The organism is Pseudomonas sp. URMO17WK12:I7 (assembly GCF_003269045.1).
Lineage (GTDB): Bacteria > Pseudomonadota > Gammaproteobacteria > Pseudomonadales > Pseudomonadaceae > Aquipseudomonas > Aquipseudomonas putida_J.
Genome location: NZ_QLTL01000012.1, coordinates 82,693 through 102,406 on the forward strand (window position 1 = coordinate 82,693; position 19,714 = coordinate 102,406).

Sequence of the window (19,714 nt, forward strand, 5' to 3'; positions counted from 1 at the left end):
GCTATTTCTTGCCGAGTTTGCGCAACTCGTCGGACTCGATCACCCGTATTCCGTCCTCTTCTTCCAGCGCCAGGCGCCACAACGCCCGTGCCAGGGTACAGGCCTCGATACCCCGGTACTTACCCGGCATCAACTTGGCAAACGGTGATGCGAGCTTCTCGCCCAGCCGTGGTTGCAGCCGTTCACCCAGCAGCAGCGATGGCCGCACGATGGTCAGTTGCGGCCAGTCCTGGGCCTTGAGTGCTTCTTCCATCTCACCCTTGACCCGGTTGTAGAAGATCGGTGACTTGGGGTCGGCGCCTATGGCGCTGACCACTAGCAGGTGCCGCGCCCCCATTTCCCGGGCGCGCTTGCTGAATGCCACGACCATGTCCAGATCGACGGCGCGAAACGCTTGCTCAGAGCCCGCCTGCTTGAGGGTGGTACCCAGGCAGCAGTAGGCAATATCGACGCGACCGGCCAGTTGCGGGAGAAATACTGCCGGGTCGCCCACCGGGTTTTCCAGGTGGGGATGCCCGGCCAATGGCCGGCGAGTCGGTGCCAGTACGCGACTGATGGTGGGTTCGTTGAGCAGGCGGTCGAGCAGGTGCTCACCAGTAAGGCCGGTGGCTCCGGCAAGCAGGACATGCTGAGGCGTCAAGTACATGATGTCTCTCCCTTGTTACACACAAGCTTAGTGGCTGGCAGGCGTTTTTGCCTGTTCTTCCGCCTTGGCCTGTGCCGCATTACGTAAGGCTTCTTCGGCCTGGTGCTTACGCAGTTGCTTCCAGTGTGCCAGTACTGCGGGCGGTGCCCAGATTTGTGGTTCGGAGGCTTCGAAACCTTCCCTTCGTTCTCTTTCGGCAACACTGGTGCGGGCTAGTTCGAACGCTTGTTTCAGGTCATCGGTCTGGTTCAGGGCTTCGGCAAACAAGGCATCGCCGAAGTAGGTGAAGTCGGCCTCTTCCGAGCAGCCGAACGATACCCGGTCGGCACGCGCCGCAGTCATGATCACTGTGCGCTCATCTTTGAGCGGGGCGATGTAGCCACCTGAATAGCAGGCAGAGATGACAATGACCTTGTCGCGGTCCTTGAGTGGGGCCAAGGCGCTGGCCAGTTCGTCGGAGGACAAGTCAGCGAGCTGCAGCCGCGGCTGGTCGAGCACCAACTGGTGGTCCTGGCTGCCGTGGCTGGTCAGGTAGATGAAGATCAGGTCTTCCGGGCCGCTGCGTTCGGCCAGGGTGCGGGCGGCGCGGGTTAGGTTCTCGCGGGTAGCCATGGGGCGGGTAGTCATCTGGTCACGGTGGTTGACCAGGGTGACTTGGCCGCGGGCACCAAAACGTACCTTGAGCATGTTGCTGACATAGTCGGCCTCGCGCAGGAACACGCTTTGCTGGCCATCGCCGGCCAGGACCAGGCTGTACAGCTGGATGGGGGGGGCCGAGCGCGGTACCCGGGCCAAGGCTTCGTCAAGCAGGCGGCCCTGATTGAGCAGCGCCAGGTCCAGTGGGTCGGGCAGCAGCTTGCCTTTCTGGTCTCGGACGCGTACGCCATTGACCCAGAAACCGCTTTCTACCTGGCCGCTGGCCAGGGTCAGCTTGCCATGCCCCTGGTAGGCATCGTTGTCAAAACCACCGACGTATTGGCTGCCATCAGGCAACTGCAGGCTGCCTTGGCCAGACAGGCGCCAGTCAAGGAAAGTGCCTTTGTAATGGCTGCCGTCGCTGCCGAGCAGTTCGCCTTCGCCGATCAGCGAGCCGTCCTTGAAGTCGCCGATCCATACGTCGCCGTCGGCATTCTCGTAGCGACCGCGGCCTTCCAGGCGGTTGTCCTTGAACTCACCGATGTATTGTTCGCCATCGGTGCTGTCATAGGTGCCGCTGCCTTGCAGTTGGCCATCGACGAAGCGGCCACTGAACTGGTTGCCGCTGGCATCGCTGCGCACGCCCGCGCCATTGGGCTTGCCCTTGGCGAACAGGCCCTGGTAGCGGCTGCCATCGGCCAGTTCCAGTTCGCCTGCGCCTTCGTACTGGTCGTCCTTGAACTGGCCTCGGTAACTCTGGTCAGCCTGCTTGAGGCTACCTTCGCCATCACGCCGGCCGTGGCTGAAGGTGCCCGCATAGTGGCTGCCCGGGGTGGTCAGGTCGCCCAGGCCGTGGAACAGCCCCTTGTCGAACTGCCCACGGTAGACTTCGCCATTGCTGCCGTGCCATTCGCCCAGGCCATGCCATTGGCCGTCCTTGAAGTTGCCGGCGTACCAGCTGCCGTTGGGGTAGTCGATGCGCCCCTCGCCCTGCAGCAGGCCATCGACCACCTGCCCTCGGTAGCGACCGCCATCGGGCAGGCGCGCATCGGGTGGGGACAACGACTCACCATCGCCACAGGCAGCGAGCATCAGGGTCAGCGCGAGGGGGAGCAGGGGACGCATGGCGTAATCCGGGCAAAAGATCTGCCGAGTATGCCGCAGAATACGGGGCGCAGGTATCCGTGATCTGGCTGAAATCGAGGGTGGATTCTTCGCGGGCAAGTCCGCTCCCACAGGTACCGCACAAGGCTTGAGCCCTGTGGAGATTTGTGGGGGCGGGCCTGTCTGCGAAGAGGCCAGGTCAGACGAAGCAGAGCGAGAGGGGTTCGGCGATGTAGGCGGGCTTCGCTTCGCCTTCGATCTCCAGGGTAACAGTGGCTTTGAGCAGCCACTGTCCCGGTTTCTTCTCGATTACCTCGCCCAGGTCCACCTTCAACCGTACCTTGCTGTCGACTTTCACCGGCTGAATGAAACGCACGCTATCCAGCCCGTAATTGACCACCATCTTCAACCCCTCGGGCATCACCAGGATGTCCTCCATCAGCTTGGGGATCAGTGACAAGGTCAGGAAGCCGTGGGCGATGGTAGTGCCGAACGGGGTTTTCGCCGCCTTTTCCGGGTCGACATGAATGAACTGGAAATCGCCAGTGGCTTCGGCGAACAGGTTGATGCGCTGCTGGTCGATCTTCAGCCAGTCGGAACGTCCCAGCTCCTTTCCAACGTACTTCGTAAGCTCGTTTACCGGTACATAGGGCATCGCGACTCTCCAGGTTGTCATTTGGTACGAAAGTGCAAGATCAGCACGGCGAACCGTTTCAGTCAAGATGCCCGCTTTTCGGCGAATATCGGCTTATAGGTAGCGCGTGCTTATAATGGCCGGCATGCCTGAAGGAGATCCTTATGCTGTTGCGTGGTTTGACCTGGCTGGTGCTGTTTCAACTGCTGGGTACGGCGCTCAATCACTTGTGCGTGCCGATTCTGCCGGGCCCGATCATCGGCCTGTTGCTGCTCCTGTTCTTCCTCATGGCCCGTGGCGAGGTCGGCAAGCCCCTGAACGAGGCCGCCGGTAGCCTGCTGCGTTATCTGCCACTGCTGCTGGTACCACCGGCGGTGGGGGTGATGGTCTACGCCAAGGACATTGCTGCAGACTTCTGGGCGATCGCCGGTGCCTTGTTGATTTCCTGCCTGGTGACGCTGGTGTTCGTCGGTCTGCTGATGCAGAAGCTTATCGATCGCCAGCACGGCAAACGTGAGGAGCAGCCATGATCCTTGACTGGCAAGGCGCGCTCGACGCAGTGATTCACCATCCCTTGTTCGGTATCGGCATTACCCTGGGCGCCTACCAGATCGTGCTGGCAGCCTATGAAAAGACCCGTTGGATCTTCCTGCAACCGGTACTGGTGTCGATGCTGCTGGTGATCGGCGTGCTGCTGACCTGCGGCATCAGCTACGCCGAATACCGCAAGAGCACCGAGATCATGAACATCCTCCTCGGGCCCGCTACCGTTGCCCTGGCGGTGCCGCTCTACCTTAACCTGAGACGCATCCGTCAACTGTTCTGGCCGACATTTACTACGCTGGTAATCGGAGGCCTGTTCGCCACGGTCTGCTGCCTGCTGCTGGGCTGGTGGTTTGGTGCCGAACATATGATCCTGATGACCATGGCGCCAAAATCTGTCACGTCACCGATCGCCATGCTGGTGGCCGAGCAGATTGGGGGTGTGGCAGCGTTGGCGGCCGTGTTCGTATTGATTACCGGTGTGATCGGGGCGATCTTCGGCCCGGCGCTGCTGACCCGGTTGGGTGTGCACAGCCCAGAGGCGCGTGGTATGTCGCTGGGGGTAACGGCACATGCCGTGGGCACATCGGTGGCCTTGCAGGAAAGTGACGAATGCGGCGCCTTTGCCGCGCTGGCGATGAGCCTGATGGGGGTGGCCACGGCGGTGTTCCTGCCGTTGGCGGTCAGCCTGGTGGCTTGAGGAGTTGTGATGACGCTACCGCTGTTTCCGCTCAATACCGTGTTGTTTCCTGGTTGCCTGCTGGATCTGCAGATCTTCGAGGCGCGCTACCTGGACATGATTGGCCGCTGCATGAAGCAGGGTACCGGCTTTGGCGTGGTGTGCATCGTCGAAGGCGAGCAGGTCGGCAAGGCGCCGCCGGTTGTGGCTTCGATCGGCTGCGAAGCGGTGATCCGCGACTTCGTCCAGCAGGACAATGGCTTGCTGGGCATTCGTGTGGAGGGGGTGCGTCGCTTCGAGCTGAGCCAGACCGACGTGCAGAAGGATCAGTTGCTGGTAGGCGAGGTGCATTGGCTGGCGGAGCATCCGGATAGCCCATTGATCGAACAGGATGAAGACTTGCTGGCGCTGCTGGTCGCCCTCGGCGAGCACCCGATGGTCGAAGCGCTGGACATGCCGCGGGATGTCGACGGGCGCCAGGCGTTGGCCAACCAGCTGGCGTACCTGTTGCCGTTCATGGAAGAGGACAAACTGGATCTGCTGGCGATCGGCTCGCCGGCGCAGCGGCTGGAAGAGATCCAGAAGCTGCTGGAGCGGATTCAGGGCGAGCTGTTCGCCTGATTGAATTCAATGACCTGTACCGGCCTCTTCGCGGCTAAAGCCGCTCCTACAGGTTTGCGCTATCCCTGTGGGAGCGGCTTTAGCCGCGAAGAGGCCAGTACACGCAAGCTCAATACTGGTATCGAAGCAGGGCGTGAGGCAGCGCATGCATGGCAAAGAACGCCAGCAACGCGATACACGCCGGCAACACCAGCCACCACACCCGCAGCGGCAGTGCAGTCAGCGGCTGGCGATGTTGCACCAGCGTCAGGCTCAGCGCACACACGCAACAGGCCAGCAAGGCCCCGGCCATGATGTCGGTCGGCCAATGCGCCCCCAGGTAGACCCGCGACAAGGCAATCGCCAGTGCCGGGATGCAGCCCAGCAGCACCCAGGTCAGGCGCATGCGCGGCGGCATGCCGCGCCCCGCCAGGACCGCCAAGGTCAGGAAGAACGCGAACGACGCCGAACTGTGCCCGCTGGGCATGCTGTAGCTGGTCAGCGGGTCGCTCAGTACCTCGGGCCTTGCACGGGCGAATAGCCATTTCAGCGAGCCGTTGGCCAGCGCGGTGGCGATCAGCGTCCCGCCGGCGAACAGGGCGTGGCGCCATTGCCGCGCCAACAAGAGCAAGCCGGTGAGCAGGCCGCCCAGGAAGAACTGGGTCTTGAAGTCGCCCAGGCGGGTCACGAGTACCACGGTCCCGTCCACGGCCCGGCTGCGGTGCTCTTGCACCAAGGTCATCACGCCTTGGTCGAATTCGTGCAGGTAAGGCCAACCAAGAAACAGCGCCGCCAGCGCGATGAAGCTCAAGCCTGCGATCAGTCGCGTTCCGTGGCGCTGGTCGCGGATACTGCTGTTCAGGCTCAGGCCGATCAGCACCGCCAGGGTGCCGGCGATGATCCCGGCATCCAACCAGAAGCCTTCCGGTAACGGCAGGCGCATGGCTGCACCGGTAGCCCAGCCAGGCAGCAGGTAGGCGACCGACCAGCCCGCACCCGCCACCAGGCTGACCGCGATGAAGCGCGGCAACGGCATGTCGAACATCCCGGCGACCATTGGCAGCATCGGCCGCAGCGGGCCGATGAAGCGGCCTACCAGCAGGCTGGCGATGCCGTAACGCTGGAAGTAGGCCTCGGCGCTGCCAATCCACTCCGGGTGGTGGCGCAGCAACGGCAGGCGACGGATGTTCTGGTGGAAGTACTTGCCGATGGTGTACGACAGCGCGTCACCGAGCAGGCCGCCGAGGAACCCCAGCAGTAGGGTTTCCCCAAGGGTGAATGCGCCACTGCCAGCCAGCACGGCAACGGCGAACAGCAGTACCGTGCCTGGCACGATGATGCCGGCAATCGCCAGGCACTCCACGCAAGCCACTACAAAAATAGCCACGCCAAGCCACTGGGGGTTGGCGCTGAGCCAGCCGGTCAGGCTGTCGAGCCATTGGCCCATGTTTCAGCTTCCTTGTTCGAGTATGAAAAAGTCTTGCCCTTCGACTTGGCCCCGGCGCAGCGGGTTCCGGGTGCAGAAGCGGGCGAAATCGGCGTCGACGAAGCGATACGGCAAGTGCTCGTCGCGACCATGGGGGATGCCCAGGCGTGGCGCCTGGACCACCCGCGGCACGGCGATGCCGCAGTCTTCCACGTACAGGCGCTCAGGGTCGAAGCGTTGCGCGTCCCAGTGCGGCACTTTCAGGCCCATGGCCTTGCACAGCAGGGTCTGCCCGGCGCACAGGCGTTCGGCCGGGCGCAGGTTGCCGCTGGCATCGGGGTTGTTCAGTTGCATTTGCGCCAGGCTGTTGGCACCAGAGATGGCATCGAGCCAAGGGTACGCGGACTTGATCAGTACCGCATTGCCTGGGCCTTGGGCGCTGAAATTGAGCGAATCACCGCCGCGTGCGTAGTACATGTAGATGTGCCCGCCATCAAGGAACAGCGCCTTGCGCTTCTCGGTATAGCCAAGCGAGGCGTGGCTGCCCTTGTCGGCCAGGTAGTACGCCTCGGTCTCGATGATCCGTGCGGCCAGCCACAGGTTGCCGTGGCGATGGCGAATGACTTTGCCCAGCAGCGCCTTGGCCAACGTCTGGGCGTCGCGGTCGAAGAAGCTGTCAGGGAGGGCGCGTGCAGGGCAGGGGGCTGAGGCTGGCATGCTGGCGGTTCGTGGCAGTAAAGGCCGGGATGATAGCAACGAATAGCTTAATCGAGGCTGAACCCGGACAGTTCGATAAGCGCGGTTACATCTTTCCTATGGAAACTTGTGAGCCATTTTCTACCATCCGCCACCCGCCGCTGGGCGTATACCTGCGCGACAGTTATAATCAGCCGATTTCCCCTTCGCCAAGACACCGAACCCATGACTGAGTCCGTTCTTGACTACATGACCCGCCTGGGTCGCGCCGCTCGCCAGGCCTCCCGCGTCATCGCACGTGCCAGCACCGCGCAGAAGAACCGCGCCCTGCAGGCCGCAGCCGATGCGCTGGATGCCGCGCGCGCCGAGCTTGCCGCAGCCAACGAACTGGACCTGGCCGCCGGCCGTGCCAATGGCCTGGAGCCAGCGCTGCTTGACCGGCTGGCGCTGACCCCGGCGCGCATCGACGGCATGATCACCGGCCTGCGCCAGGTGGCCAGCCTGCCAGACCCGGTTGGTGCCATCCGCGACATGAGCTACCGCCCGTCGGGCATCCAGGTCGGCAAGATGCGCGTGCCTCTGGGGGTGATCGGGATCATCTACGAGTCGCGTCCGAACGTGACCATCGATGCCGCCAGCCTGTGCCTGAAGTCGGGCAACGCGACCATCCTGCGTGGCGGCTCCGAAGCCATCCACTCCAACCGTGCCATCGCCATCTGCATCCAGCGTGGCCTGGCTGTGGCGGGCTTGCCGGCTGCCGTGGTGCAAGTGGTCGAGACCACCGACCGCGAAGCCGTTGGCGCGTTGATCAGCATGCCTGAGTTCGTCGATGTCATCGTGCCGCGTGGCGGCCGTGGCCTGATCGAGCGCATCAGTCGCGATGCCCGCGTGCCGGTCATCAAGCACCTGGACGGCATCTGCCATGTTTATGTGGCCGAGCACGCCGACCTGGACAAAGCCTGGCGCGTGGCATTCAACGCCAAGACCTACCGCTACGGCATCTGTGGGGCGATGGAAACCCTGCTGGTTGACCAGCGCGTGGCTGAAGGTTTTCTGCCAGAAATGGCCCGCCGCTTCCAGGAGAAGGGCGTCGAACTGCGTGGCTGCGAGCGTACCTGCGCGCTGATCGATGCCAAGCCGGCCACTGAAGACGACTGGCACACCGAGTACCTGGACGCGATCCTGTCGATCCGCGTTGTCGGCGGCCTGGACCAGGCCATCGAGCACATCAACCAGTACGGCTCGCACCACACCGATTCGATCATCACCGAACACCAGGGTCAGGCCCGTCAGTTCATGGCCGAGGTCGATTCGGCATCGGTGATGCTCAACACGCCAACCTGCTTTGCCGATGGTTTCGAGTATGGCTTGGGCGCAGAAATCGGCATTTCCACCGACAAGCTGCACGCCCGCGGCCCGGTCGGCCTGGAAGGCCTGACCTGCGAGAAGTACGTGGTGATCGGTGACGGCCAGCTGCGCGGTCAGGAGTCCTGCTGAGTTGAGCAAGGCCCAGGCAGTCCGGCGCATCGGCATTCTTGGCGGTACTTTCGACCCCGTGCACATCGGCCACCTGCGCAGCGCGCTGGAAGTGGCCGAGTTCATGGGGCTCGATGAGCTGCGCCTGTTGCCCAATGCCCGCCCGCCCCACCGCGATACCCCGCAAGTGGCGGCGCAGGATCGCCTGGCCATGGTGCGTGAAGCGGTGCAGGGCGTAGCCTGCCTGAGCGTCGATGCCCGCGAGCTCGAGCGCGACAAGCCGTCGTACACCATCGACACGCTGGAGTCGCTGCGCGCCGAACTGGGCGTCGACGACCAGCTGTTCCTGGTCCTGGGCTGGGACGCTTTCTGCGGCCTGCCTGGCTGGCACCGCTGGGAAGAGCTGCTGCAACACTGTCACATCCTGGTGCTGCAACGCCCGGATGCCGACGTTGAACCCCCTGACGAGTTGCGCAACCTGCTGGCTGCGCGCTCGGAGAGCGATCCCACCGCCATGTCCGGCCCGGCGGGGAATATTTCGTTCGTCTGGCAGACGCCGCTTGCGGTGTCGGCTACACAGATCCGACAGCTGCTGGCCAGCGGCAAATCGGTGAGGTTCCTGGTGCCGGACGCCGTACTGGCCTACATCGAGGCGCACGAACTGTATCGTGCCCCTAACTGACGGTGCCCCCAGGGCGCCTCATTCAAACGAGTTGAAGAGTTTTATATGAGCAAGCAGAAAATCAATGGCGAAGAACTGGTCAAGCTGACCATCAGCGCCCTGGAAGACGTCAAGGCCCAGGACATTCAGGTCATCGACGTGCGCGAAAAGCACAGCCTGACCGACTACATGATCATTGCCACCGGTACTTCCAACCGCCAGATCAACGCGATGCTGGAAAAGGTCCGTGAAACGGTCAAGAAACAAGGCGCGCAACCACTGGGCGAAGAAGGCAAGGGCGACAGCGATTGGGTACTGCTGGACCTGAACGACGTCATCGTTCACATGATGACCGCCGCTGCCCGCCAGTTCTACGACCTGGAGCGCCTGTGGATGGGCGCCGAGCAGAGCCGTGCCGCCGACGCCAAGCACCACAGCCCGGAAAACGCCAGCGACTACTTCACCGACAAGCTCAAAGACCGGGAATAAGGAAGCGTCGTGCGTCTTCGCCTGATCGCGGTCGGCTCGCGCATGCCCAAGTGGGTTGAGGAAGGCTGGCATGAATATGCCAAGCGCCTGCCCCAGGAGCTGTCGCTCGAGCTGGTGGAAATCCCGCTGAACACCCGTGGCAAGAATGCCGACGTCGCCCGCCTGATCCGTCAGGAGGGCGAAGCCATGCTGAGCAAGGTTCAGCCTGGGGAACGCATCGTTACCCTCGAGGTCCATGGCAAGCCCTGGAGTACCGAGCAGCTGGCGACCGAGCTGGACCGCTGGCGCCTGGACTCGCGTACGGTGAATTTGATGGTGGGCGGCCCGGAAGGGCTGGCGCCTGAGGTCTGTGCGCGCGCCGAGCAACGCTGGTCGCTGTCGCCGCTGACCCTGCCGCACCCGTTGGTAAGGATACTCATCGGCGAGCAGATCTACCGCGCCTGGACAGTATTGTCCGGGCACCCTTACCACAAATGAGCCTGTAAGCAGTCCGATGTCGCAGCCGATCCGTCTCAAGGACCACGAGAAAGACGCCCGCCTGGTGCGTAACCGCGTCGTTGTCGGCGCGGTGGCGGTGATACTGCTCATCTGCGTGCTGGTTGCGCGGCTGTACTACTTGCAGATCATCCAGTACGACTATCACTCCACGCTGTCGGAGAACAACCGGGTGCATGTGCAGCCGATTCCGCCTACGCGTGGCCTGATTTTTGACCGTAACGGGGTGATCATCGCCGACAACCGGCCAAGCTTCAGCCTGTCCATGACCCGCGAACGTGCGGGTAACTGGCAGGAAGTGCTGGATACCATCGTCGAAGTACTGGACTTGACGGCGGATGACCGGGCGATTTTCGAAAAGCGCATGAAGCAGGGCCGTCGGCCGTTCGAGCCGGTGCCGATCCTGTTCGAGCTCAACGAAGAGCAGATTGCCCGCGTGGCGGTCAACCAGTTCCGCCTGCCCGGCGTGGAAGTCGTCGCCCAGCTGGTGCGCCACTACCCTCAGGGTGCGCATTTCGCCCATTCGGTCGGTTATGTCGGGCGGATCAACGAGAAAGAACTGAAAACCCTCGACCCGGTCAATTACAGCGGCACCCACCATATCGGCAAGACCGGCATCGAGCGCTTCTACGAGCCTGATCTGCACGGTCAGGTCGGTTACGAGGAGGTCGAGACCAACGCCCGGGGCCGTGTGCTGCGGGTGCTCAAGCGCACCGATCCGAAGCCGGGCAAGGACATCGTGCTGAGCCTCGACATCAAGCTGCAGGAAGCCGCCGAGGCCGCCCTGGGTGGCCGGCGTGGCGCCGTGGTGGCGCTCGACCCGCGTACCGGTGAGGTGCTGGCGATGGTCAGCCAGCCCAGCTTCGACCCCAACCTGTTCGTCACTGGCATCAGCTTCAAGGCCTATGCCGAGCTGCGCGACTCGATCGACCGGCCGCTGTTCAACCGCGTCCTGCGCGGCCTGTACCCGCCGGGCTCGACCATCAAACCGGCGGTGGCCATTGCCGGCCTGGACAGTGGTGTGGTCAACGCCAGTAGCCGGGTGTTCGACCCGGGCTACTACCAGTTGCCCAACTACGATCACAAATACCGTAACTGGAACCGCACTGGCGACGGCTGGGTCGATCTGGACACCGCGATCATGCGCTCCAACGACACCTACTTCTACGACCTTGCCCACAAGATGGGCATCGATCGGCTGTCCAGTTACATGAACAAGTTCGGCATCGGCCAGAAGGTGGCCCTCGACATGTTCGAGGAGTCACCCGGGCTGATGCCGTCGCGCGAGTGGAAGCGTGCCACCCGCCGGCAAGCCTGGTTCCCGGGGGAAACGCTGATCCTCGGCATCGGCCAGGGCTACATGCAGGCCACGCCGCTGCAGCTGGCCCAGGCCACCGCGCTGATCGCCAACAAGGGCGTGTGGAACCGCCCGCACCTGGCCAAGACCATCGAAGGTCAGCCGCCGGTGGACCCCAACCCGATGGAAGACATCGTCCTGCGTGACAAGTCTGATTGGGCCAAGGTCACCCACGGCATGGAGCAAGTGATGCACAACGCCCGCGGTACCGCCCGCAAGGCTGCGGCCGGCGCCCAGTACCGCATCGCCGGCAAGAGCGGTACTGCCCAGGTGGTGGCGATCAAGCAGGGCGAGAAGTACGACCGCAACAAACTCCAGGAACGCCACCGCGACCATGCGCTGTTCGTCGCCTTCGCCCCGGCCGACGATCCGAAGATCGTGGTCTCGGTGATGGTCGAGAACGGTGAGTCCGGCTCCGGCGTTGCAGCACCCGTCGTGCGGCAGATCATGGACGCCTGGCTGCTCGACGAGAGCGGCCGGCTCAAGACTGAATTCGCGCCTGCCACCGTCGCCCAGGAAACGGCCCAGTGAAGAATAATTTCGATCGCATGCTCTCCAGCGAGGACGTGATGCGTCGACGCGCCAGCTTCCTGCAGCGCATCCACATCGACGGCCCCTTGCTGATCATCCTGCTGACCCTCGCGGCCGGCAGCCTGTTCGTTCTCTATTCGGCCAGTGGCAAGAACTGGGACCTGCTGCTCAAGCAGGCCACCTCGTTCGGCATCGGGCTGGTCTCGATGTTCGTCATCGCCCAGCTGGAGCCTCGCTTCATGGCCCGTTGGGTGCCGCTGGCGTATCTGGTGGGGGTGTTCCTGCTGGTGGTGGTGGACGTCATGGGCCACAACGCCATGGGCGCCACGCGCTGGATCAACATCCCCGGGGTGATCCGCTTCCAGCCCTCGGAATTCCTCAAGATCATCATGCCGGCGACCATCGCCTGGTACCTTTCCAAGCGCACCTTGCCACCGCACCTGAAACACGTGGCAATAAGCCTGGTGTTGATCGGTGTGCCGTTCATTCTTATCGTCCGCCAACCTGACCTGGGCACGGCGCTGCTGATTCTCGCCTCTGGCGCATTCGTGCTGTTCATGGGGGGGCTGCGTTGGCGCTGGATTCTCAGCGTGCTTGCGGCGACAGTGCCCGTCGCGGTGGCGATGTGGTTCTTCGTGATGCACGACTACCAGAAGCAGCGCGTACTGACCTTCCTCGACCCGGAGAGCGACCCGCTCGGTACCGGCTGGAACATCATCCAGTCAAAGGCGGCTATCGGCTCCGGTGGCGTGTTCGGCAAGGGTTGGCTGCTGGGTACCCAGTCGCATCTGGACTTCCTGCCGGAAAGCCACACCGACTTCATCATCGCGGTGCTTGGGGAGGAGTTCGGCCTGGTCGGGATTTGCCTGCTGCTGATCGTCTATCTGCTGCTGATCGGTCGCGGGCTGATGATCACCGCGCAGGCGCAGACCCTGTTCGGCAAGCTGCTGGCGGGCAGCCTGACCATGACCTTCTTTGTATATGTATTCGTCAATATCGGTATGGTCAGTGGCCTGTTGCCTGTAGTGGGTGTGCCGCTGCCCTTCATTAGCTATGGCGGAACTTCGTTGGTGACGCTGCTGTCAGCGTTTGGCGTTCTCATGTCGATCCACACGCACCGCAAATGGATCGCGCAGGTTTGAATAAGGTGAAGAATTTCATGCAAGCAGTGCGTAACTGGGCTGCCCGTTGTGCGCCGTGGATCGGCGCGGTGGGCCTGTTCGGCGCTGTACAGCTGGCCCATGCCGGTGATTACGACGGCTCGCCGCAGGTGACCGAGTTCGTTCTCCAGATGAGCCGCGACTATGGGTTTGCTCCCGAACAATTGAACGGTGTGTTCCGCGAGGTGCAGCGCAAGCAGTCGATCCTCGATGCCATCTCGCGCCCGGCCGAACGGGTCAAGCCGTGGAAGGAATACCGGCCGATGTTCATCACCGACGCGCGCATCGCCCGTGGCGTGGACTTCTGGCGCCAGCACGAGGCGGTGCTTGCCCGTGCCGAGCAAGAATATGGCGTGCCGGCGCAGTACATCGTTGCGATCATCGGCGTGGAAACCTTCTTCGGCCGCAATACCGGCAATTACCGGGTGATCGATGCCTTGTCGACCCTGGCATTCGACTACCCGCCGCGCGCGGAATTCTTCCGCAAGGAACTGCGAGAGTTCTTGCTACTGGCCCGCGACGAACAGGTCGACCCGCTCACCCTCAAGGGTTCTTATGCCGGTGCCATGGGCCTGCCGCAGTTCATGCCGAGCAGCTTTCGCAACTACGCGGTGGACTTCGACGGCGATGGCCACATCAATATCTGGAACAACCCAGACGATGCCATCGGCAGCGTGGCCAGCTACTTCAAGCGCCATGGCTGGGTGGCCGGCGAGCGCGTGGTCAGCCGTGCCCAAGTCAGTGGTGCGCAGGCAGATCTTGGCCTGACCACGGGTATCGAACCTGCGAAAACCTTCGCAGAGTTGCGGGCGTTGGGCTGGTCGAGCCATGATGCGTTGCGCGATGATCTGCCGGTTACCGCTTTCCGCCTGGAAGGCGACAACGGCCCCGAGTACTGGATGGGCCTGAAGAACTTCTACGCGATCACTCGCTACAACCGCAGCGTGATGTATGCCATGGCGGTTCATCAGCTTGCGCAACAGCTGGTCCAAGTACGGGGCGTCAAGTAATGCGCGCAATCATCTCTGCCAACACCTTCAAGCTGCTGACCTGCATGACCGTTGGCATGCTGCTGGTCAGCTGTTCCTCCAGTCGCCCGACCACCCAGAGCAGTGGCAACGTCGTCCGTTCGCAGCCTGGCCTGGACATCAACCGTGCCCATAAGGACGGTGCGCCGTGGTGGGATGTAGACGTCAACAAGATCCCTGATGCCACGCCGACCGTGCACACCGGTGCCTACAAGGCCAACCCGTACACGGTGCTGGGCAAGACCTACTACCCGCTGCAGGACTCGCGCAATTACCGCGCCGAGGGCACCGCATCGTGGTACGGCACCAAGTTCCACGGCCAGAACACCGCCAACGGCGAACTCTACGACCTGTATGGCATGAGCGCGGCACACAAGACCCTGCCGCTGCCGGCCTACGTCAAGGTGACCAACCTGGCCAACGGCCGCAGTGTGATTCTGCGGGTCAACGACCGTGGGCCGTTCTATTCCGACCGCATCATCGACCTGTCCTATGCCGCGGCGAAGAAGCTCGGCTACGCCGAGATCGGTACTGCGCACGTGCGGGTCGAGGGCATCGACCCGCAGCAATGGTGGGCACAAAAGGGCCAGCAGCCGCCGCTGATGCTCAAAGAGCCGCAGGTCGCGCAGACCCAGGCGATTCCGGCCAGCACCGGGCGGGTCGAGCAATGGACCCCGCCGCCGCAGCAGCACGCGGCGCCGGTGGTGCCGGTGCAGGTGGGCGGCAACAGTGTGGCCGCCAACACCGGGGGCAACGTTCTTCAAGTGGGCGCCTTCGCCAACCCGGATGCCGCCGAACTGCTGCGCTCCAAGCTGAGCACCATGGTCAGCGCACCGGTGTTCATCAGCTCCATCGTGCGTAACCAGCAAACCCTGCACCGCGTGCGCCTGGGGCCGTTCAGCAGCCAGGGCGAGATCCAGCAGGCACAGAACAGCATTCGCCTGGCGAACCTTGGCCAGGCCAAGCTGGTCACAGACTGACCTGTCTGAGCAGCAAGCTTGCAGCTGCAAGTTGCAAGAAGGGGCGGCGCAATCCTGGGCTGGCTTTTTCTTGTGGCTTGAAGCTGGAAACTTGCCGCTCAAGCTGTCGGTTTTGTCATGAATTGCCGGCCCCGGCCATGTACAATGTCGGCTTTTGCCCGCAGCGGCATAACGCCGCACCCTGATTCAGCCGTTCAGGGGTGGGCCGGCCATGGCCACTAAAACTAGACTGACTGGCGCTGGGCACACGATGTGGCCCAGGGAACATCAGACCATTAGCGATTTTCGAGAGACGGATGAACATCACCAACCTTGCCAAACGACTTTGCCTGCCCGTACTGCTGATGCTCACGCCTGCTGCCTTCGCAGCAGAGCAGATGATGCCTGCACCACCGCAGCTGGCTGCCAAGTCCTACGTACTCATGGACGCGTCCAGCGGCAACGTGCTGGTCGAGAACAACGGTGACGAGCGCCTGCCGCCAGCCAGCCTGACCAAGCTGATGACCGCCTACATCGCCACCGTCGACATCCGTCGTGGCCAGATTGGCGAGAACGACCCGGTCACCGTCAGCGAGAACGCCTGGCGTACCGGTGGTTCGCGCATGTTCATCAAGGTCGGTAGCCAGGTTACCGTCAGCGACCTGCTGCACGGCATCATCATCCAGTCGGGCAACGATGCCTCGGTCGCCCTGTCCGAGCATATCGCCGGCAGCGAAGATGCCTTCGCCGACATGATGAACAAGACCGCTGCCGAACTGGGCATGTCCAACAGCCACTTCATGAACCCGACTGGCCTGCCGAACCCGGAGCACTACTCCTCGGCTCACGACATGGCCCTGCTGGCCCGTGCGATCATCAACATCGACCCGGCCCACTACGCCATCTACTCGCAGAAAGAGTTCTTCTGGAACAACATCAAGCAGCCGAACCGCAACCTGCTGCTGTGGCGTGACAAGACCGTCGACGGTCTGAAAACCGGCCACACCGAGGAAGCCGGCTACTGCATGGTGGCTTCGGCCGTCCGTGATGGCCAACGCCTGATCGCCGTGGTGTTCGGCACCAACAGCGAGCAAGCCCGCGCTGCCGAGACCCAGAAGCTGCTGACCTATGGTTTCCGCTTCTTCGAAACCCAGACCTTCTACCAGAAGGGCACCGAGCTGACCCAGGCACCGGTATGGAAGGGCGCGACCAGCCAAGTCAAGGCTGGCCTGGCAGACGACCTGACCATGACTATGCCTAAAGGCCAATTGAAGCGCCTGCAGGCTTCGATGACCATGAACCCGCAGCTCACCGCACCGATTGCCAAAGGTGACGTGATCGGCAAAGTGGAAGTCAAACTGGACGAGAACGTGGTTCACAGCGCCGACCTGATCGCCCTCGATGGCGTCGAGGAAGGTGGTTTCTTCCGCCGTATGTGGGATAGCATCCGTCTATTCTTCTACGGGTTGTTCAACTGATACGTGACCTGCAAGCCCCCGCACATCCTGCGGGGGCGTTGTTGTTGCCACGGCTTACGAGGCCGTTTCCGCCATGAGCGAACCTGACGTAAAGTCGCACAAGATCGAATTCCCCTGCGCCGATTACCCGATCAAGGTAATCGGCGACACCGTTGTCGGTTTCAAGGACACGGTGATCGAGATCCTCAGCAAGCATGCCAAGGTCGACCTTTCCACGCTGGCCGAGCGCCAGAGCAAGGAAGGCAAGTACACCACCGTGCAGCTGCATATCGTCGCCGAAAGCGAAAACCAGCTGCATGACATCAATAGTGCCCTGCGTGCCACCGGCATCGTGAAAATGGTGCTCTGATGTCCCTTTGCCTCGGTATTCGCGAGCTTGGCCTGCAGCCCTATGAACCGGTGCTGGAGGCCATGCGTCGCTTCACCGAGCAGCGTAGCCCGGACAGCCAGGACGAAATCTGGCTGGTCGAGCATCCCGCGGTCTTCACCCAGGGCCAGGCTGGCAAGGCCGAGCACCTGTTGGTACCGGGCGACATCCCGGTGGTGCAGACCGACCGCGGTGGCCAGGTGACCTACCATGGCCCCGGGCAGCTGGTGGCCTACCTGCTGCTGGACGTGCGCCGCCTGGGTTTTGGCGTGCGCGAGCTGGTCAGCCGCATCGAGCAGACCTTGATCGACCTGCTCGCCAGCTACGGCGTCAGCGCCGTGGCCAAGCCCGATGCGCCGGGTGTCTATGTCGACGGAGCGAAAATCGCCTCCCTCGGCCTGCGAATCCGCAATGGCCGTTCCTTCCACGGCCTTGCTCTGAACGTGGACATGGACCTCGCGCCATTCCGCCGAATCAACCCCTGTGGGTATGCGGGGCTGGCCATGACCCAGCTGCGTGACCTGGCAGGCCCGATCGAACTCGACGAGGTCAGGACAAGGCTGCGCGGACAGCTGGTCAGGCACCTCGACTATGCTGAGCAGACGACCCTCACGGGCGGAATCGACTGAATATGACAACTGTGCAAGAAGCCGTGCCGAACCTGATACCTACCCAGGATGCCACCGCGCGCCCAGCGCCGAAGAAAGTGGAAGCCGGGGTAAAACTGCGTGGCGCCGAAAAGGTCGCGCGTATCCCGGTAAAGATCATCCCCACCGACGAACTGCCTAAAAAGCCTGACTGGATCCGCGTGCGCATCCCGGTATCGCCAGAAGTCGACCGCATCAAGCAGCTGCTGCGCAAGCACAAGCTGCACAGTGTGTGCGAAGAGGCGTCCTGCCCGAACCTGGGCGAGTGCTTCTCCGGTGGCACTGCGACCTTCATGATCATGGGTGATATCTGCACCCGTCGTTGCCCGTTCTGCGACGTCGGCCACGGCCGGCCGAAGCCGCTGGACCTGGACGAGCCGAAGAACCTGGCGGTGGCCATCGCCGACCTGCGCCTGAAGTATGTGGTGATCACTTCGGTGGACCGCGACGACCTGCGTGACGGTGGTGCCCAGCACTTCGCCGACTGCATTCGTGAAATCCGTGCATTGTCGCCAGGTGTGCAACTGGAGACCCTGGTGCCAGATTACCGCGGCCGTATGGACGTTGCCCTGGAAATCACTGCGCAAGAGCCGCCAGATGTGTTCAACCACAACCTGGAAACCGTACCGCGCCTGTACAAGGCTGCGCGTCCTGGTTCGGACTACGACTGGTCGTTGGACCTGCTGCAGAAGTTCAAGCAGATGGTTCCGCACGTACCGACCAAGTCGGGCCTGATGCTCGGCCTGGGCGAGACCGACGAGGAAGTGATCGAAGTGATGCAGCGCATGCGCGAGCACGACATCGACATGCTGACCCTCGGCCAGTACCTGCAGCCGTCGCGCAGCCACCTGCCGGTGCAGCGTTTCGTCCACCCGGATACCTTCGCCTGGTTCGCCGAGGAAGGCTACAAGATGGGCTTCAAGAACGTCGCTTCCGGCCCGTTGGTGCGTTCGTCCTACCACGCCGACCAGCAGGCTCACGAAGCCAAGATCAAGCTCTGATCCGGGCCTTCGCTTAACATGCCGATGCACGCTGAGAGGCGGCATCGGCATTTTTGTTTTTGCTGAATAGAAAGGAGCTGCGATGAATTGCGCTGAAACCACGGAATCGCGTTTGCCCAAGGCGCTGGCGGCCAGTGCCTGCTTCGCCATCGTCGCCCCGGCTGGTCCGGCGCGCCTGGATGCGCAGAAGGCGGCCCAGTGGTTCGCCGAGCGAGGCTACCGCTGCCGGATCTACCCGGGCGTTCACCAGGCCGAGGGTTACCTGGCTGGTAGCGATGAACAGCGCCTGGCGGATCTGCATGCGGCCTTTGCCGACCCTGCTGTCGACGCAATTCTGTGCATGCGCGGTGGTTATGGCAGCATGCGTCTGCTCGACCGGCTGGACTTCGATTTGATCCGCCGCAACCCCAAGCCGCTGGTTGGATACAGCGACATCACGGCGTTGCACACGGCCATCTACCAGCGTACCGGGTTGATCACCTTCCACGGCGCGATGCTAAATGCCGACCTGTTGGGTGCCAAGCTGCAGCCGACCGAGTCGTCCCTGCTGGTGCAATTGGGCGGGCTTTTGCGGGAGGGGGAGGAAATTGTCCATCCGGCCGATTTCGCCTTGAGCTGCGTGGTGCCCGGCGTTGCCAGCGGGCGCTTGCTGGGGGGCAACCTGTCGATGCTGGGGGCGACGCTGGGGACAGTGGCGGAAATTGATACGCGGGGCTGCATTCTGTTCATCGAGGACGTCAACGAGCCGTTGTACCGGGTGGACAGATTGCTGACCCAGTTGCGCCTGGCAGGCAAGCTCGAAGGCATCAAGGGTGTGCTGGCAGGGGATTTTGCCGGGATTAGCGTTGCGGCGTTGGCGCCGCTGCTGGAAGAGACCTTCGGGCCGCTGGGTGTGCCCGTGCTGGCCGGGTGGCGCAGTGGGCATTGTGATCCGAATGTGTGTTTGCCGCTGGGGGCCTTGGTGAGGCTGGACAGTGAGAAGCAGACACTGGTGCTGGGGCAGGATCTGTTCAGGGCTTGAAACTGCCGGGCTGCTTCGCAGCCCTTTCCGACCGGTCCGGCGCCCCGGCAAGGCCGCTCCTACAGGAAACGCTGACCTGT

The 19,714-nt window shown here is 62.8% G+C and carries 21 protein-coding genes; 16 read left to right on the plus strand and 5 right to left on the minus strand.

What is annotated here, in order from left to right; translation table 11 throughout:
• Position 1: 1 nt before the first annotated feature.
• From H040_RS17700 to H040_RS17710, 3 genes are all read right to left on the minus strand, one after another.
• Positions 2-646, minus strand: coding sequence for an oxidoreductase (locus tag H040_RS17700; RefSeq protein WP_027917786.1), 645 nt, complete (start codon positions 644-646; stop codon positions 2-4).
• Positions 647-673: 27 nt separating this feature from the next.
• Positions 674-2,407 carry a C13 family peptidase gene (locus H040_RS17705; protein WP_027917785.1) on the minus strand — a complete coding sequence of 578 codons (1,734 nt, stop codon included), beginning with the start codon at positions 2,405-2,407 and terminating at the stop codon, positions 674-676.
• Positions 2,408-2,585: 178 nt separating this feature from the next.
• A complete protein-coding gene (locus H040_RS17710) occupies positions 2,586-3,041 on the minus strand; it encodes a MaoC family dehydratase (RefSeq protein WP_027917784.1) in 456 nt (151 codons plus the stop codon).
• Positions 3,042-3,184: 143 nt separating this feature from the next.
• On the opposite strand from H040_RS17710, the gene H040_RS17715 reads away from it, so the two are divergent.
• From H040_RS17715 to H040_RS17725, 3 genes are read left to right on the plus strand one after another with little or no spacing between them, the layout of a single operon-like run.
• Positions 3,185-3,550, plus strand: a complete 366-nt coding sequence (locus H040_RS17715) for a CidA/LrgA family protein (protein ID WP_027917783.1) — start codon at positions 3,185-3,187, stop codon at positions 3,548-3,550.
• Positions 3,547-4,263: an LrgB family protein gene (locus tag H040_RS17720; protein WP_027917782.1), complete on the plus strand. Its 717-nt coding sequence runs from the start codon at positions 3,547-3,549 to the stop codon at positions 4,261-4,263. Before H040_RS17715 ends, H040_RS17720 begins: the two co-directional genes overlap by 4 nt.
• A gap of 9 nt (positions 4,264-4,272) precedes the next feature.
• A complete protein-coding gene (locus tag H040_RS17725) occupies positions 4,273-4,863 on the plus strand; it encodes an LON peptidase substrate-binding domain-containing protein (RefSeq protein ID WP_027917781.1) in 591 nt (196 codons plus the stop codon).
• 109 nt (positions 4,864-4,972) lie between these two features.
• Here H040_RS17725 and H040_RS17730 read toward each other — a convergent pair whose 3' ends face one another.
• Both H040_RS17730 and H040_RS17735 read right to left on the minus strand, forming a co-directional pair.
• Positions 4,973-6,289 (minus strand): bifunctional DedA family/phosphatase PAP2 family protein, encoded by a 1,317-nt coding sequence (locus H040_RS17730; RefSeq protein WP_027917780.1) that lies wholly within the window; start codon positions 6,287-6,289, stop codon positions 4,973-4,975.
• 3 nt (positions 6,290-6,292) lie between these two features.
• Complete coding sequence (locus H040_RS17735) at positions 6,293-6,985, minus strand: DNA-3-methyladenine glycosylase (RefSeq protein WP_027917779.1); 693 nt, start codon at positions 6,983-6,985, stop codon at positions 6,293-6,295.
• A 204-nt stretch (positions 6,986-7,189) separates the two neighbouring features.
• Between H040_RS17735 and H040_RS17740 the strand changes: the two genes are divergently transcribed.
• From H040_RS17740 to H040_RS17800, 13 genes are all read left to right on the plus strand, one after another.
• The gene (locus tag H040_RS17740; RefSeq protein WP_027917778.1) at positions 7,190-8,461 is read left to right on the plus strand and encodes a glutamate-5-semialdehyde dehydrogenase; all 1,272 of its coding nucleotides are present in this window, start codon (positions 7,190-7,192) and stop codon (positions 8,459-8,461) included.
• 1 nt (position 8,462) lies between these two features.
• Positions 8,463-9,122: a nicotinate-nucleotide adenylyltransferase gene (nadD, locus tag H040_RS17745; RefSeq protein WP_027917777.1), complete on the plus strand. Its 660-nt coding sequence runs from the start codon at positions 8,463-8,465 to the stop codon at positions 9,120-9,122.
• Between the two features lie 45 nt (positions 9,123-9,167).
• Positions 9,168-9,590, plus strand: coding sequence for a ribosome silencing factor (rsfS, locus tag H040_RS17750; RefSeq protein ID WP_027917776.1), 423 nt, complete (start codon positions 9,168-9,170; stop codon positions 9,588-9,590).
• A gap of 9 nt (positions 9,591-9,599) precedes the next feature.
• A complete protein-coding gene (gene rlmH / locus H040_RS17755) occupies positions 9,600-10,067 on the plus strand; it encodes a 23S rRNA (pseudouridine(1915)-N(3))-methyltransferase RlmH (protein ID WP_008090421.1) in 468 nt (155 codons plus the stop codon).
• 16 nt (positions 10,068-10,083) lie between these two features.
• Positions 10,084-11,973, plus strand: a complete 1,890-nt coding sequence (gene mrdA / locus H040_RS17760; protein ID WP_027917775.1) for a penicillin-binding protein 2 — start codon at positions 10,084-10,086, stop codon at positions 11,971-11,973.
• Positions 11,974-12,011: 38 nt separating this feature from the next.
• On the plus strand, positions 12,012-13,115 hold the full coding sequence (gene rodA, locus H040_RS17765) for a rod shape-determining protein RodA (RefSeq protein WP_050437190.1): 1,104 nt from the start codon (positions 12,012-12,014) through the stop codon (positions 13,113-13,115).
• A 17-nt stretch (positions 13,116-13,132) separates the two neighbouring features.
• A complete protein-coding gene (mltB, locus tag H040_RS17770; protein WP_027917773.1) occupies positions 13,133-14,143 on the plus strand; it encodes a lytic murein transglycosylase B in 1,011 nt (336 codons plus the stop codon).
• Positions 14,143-15,141 (plus strand): septal ring lytic transglycosylase RlpA family protein, encoded by a 999-nt coding sequence (locus H040_RS17775; RefSeq protein WP_027917772.1) that lies wholly within the window; start codon positions 14,143-14,145, stop codon positions 15,139-15,141. The genes mltB and H040_RS17775 overlap by 1 nt, the downstream gene beginning before the upstream one ends.
• 296 nt (positions 15,142-15,437) lie before the next feature.
• Positions 15,438-16,598 carry a D-alanyl-D-alanine carboxypeptidase family protein gene (locus H040_RS17780; RefSeq protein ID WP_027917771.1) on the plus strand — a complete coding sequence of 387 codons (1,161 nt, stop codon included), beginning with the start codon at positions 15,438-15,440 and terminating at the stop codon, positions 16,596-16,598.
• 73 nt (positions 16,599-16,671) lie between these two features.
• Positions 16,672-16,947 (plus strand): DUF493 domain-containing protein, encoded by a 276-nt coding sequence (locus tag H040_RS17785; RefSeq protein ID WP_009685832.1) that lies wholly within the window; start codon positions 16,672-16,674, stop codon positions 16,945-16,947.
• On the plus strand, positions 16,947-17,594 hold the full coding sequence (gene lipB / locus H040_RS17790) for a lipoyl(octanoyl) transferase LipB (protein WP_027917770.1): 648 nt from the start codon (positions 16,947-16,949) through the stop codon (positions 17,592-17,594). Before H040_RS17785 ends, lipB begins: the two co-directional genes overlap by 1 nt.
• A gap of 2 nt (positions 17,595-17,596) precedes the next feature.
• On the plus strand, positions 17,597-18,613 hold the full coding sequence (gene lipA, locus H040_RS17795; RefSeq protein ID WP_027917769.1) for a lipoyl synthase: 1,017 nt from the start codon (positions 17,597-17,599) through the stop codon (positions 18,611-18,613).
• Between the two features lie 82 nt (positions 18,614-18,695).
• Complete coding sequence (locus H040_RS17800; protein ID WP_027917768.1) at positions 18,696-19,634, plus strand: S66 peptidase family protein; 939 nt, start codon at positions 18,696-18,698, stop codon at positions 19,632-19,634.
• Positions 19,635-19,714 lie beyond the last annotated feature (80 nt).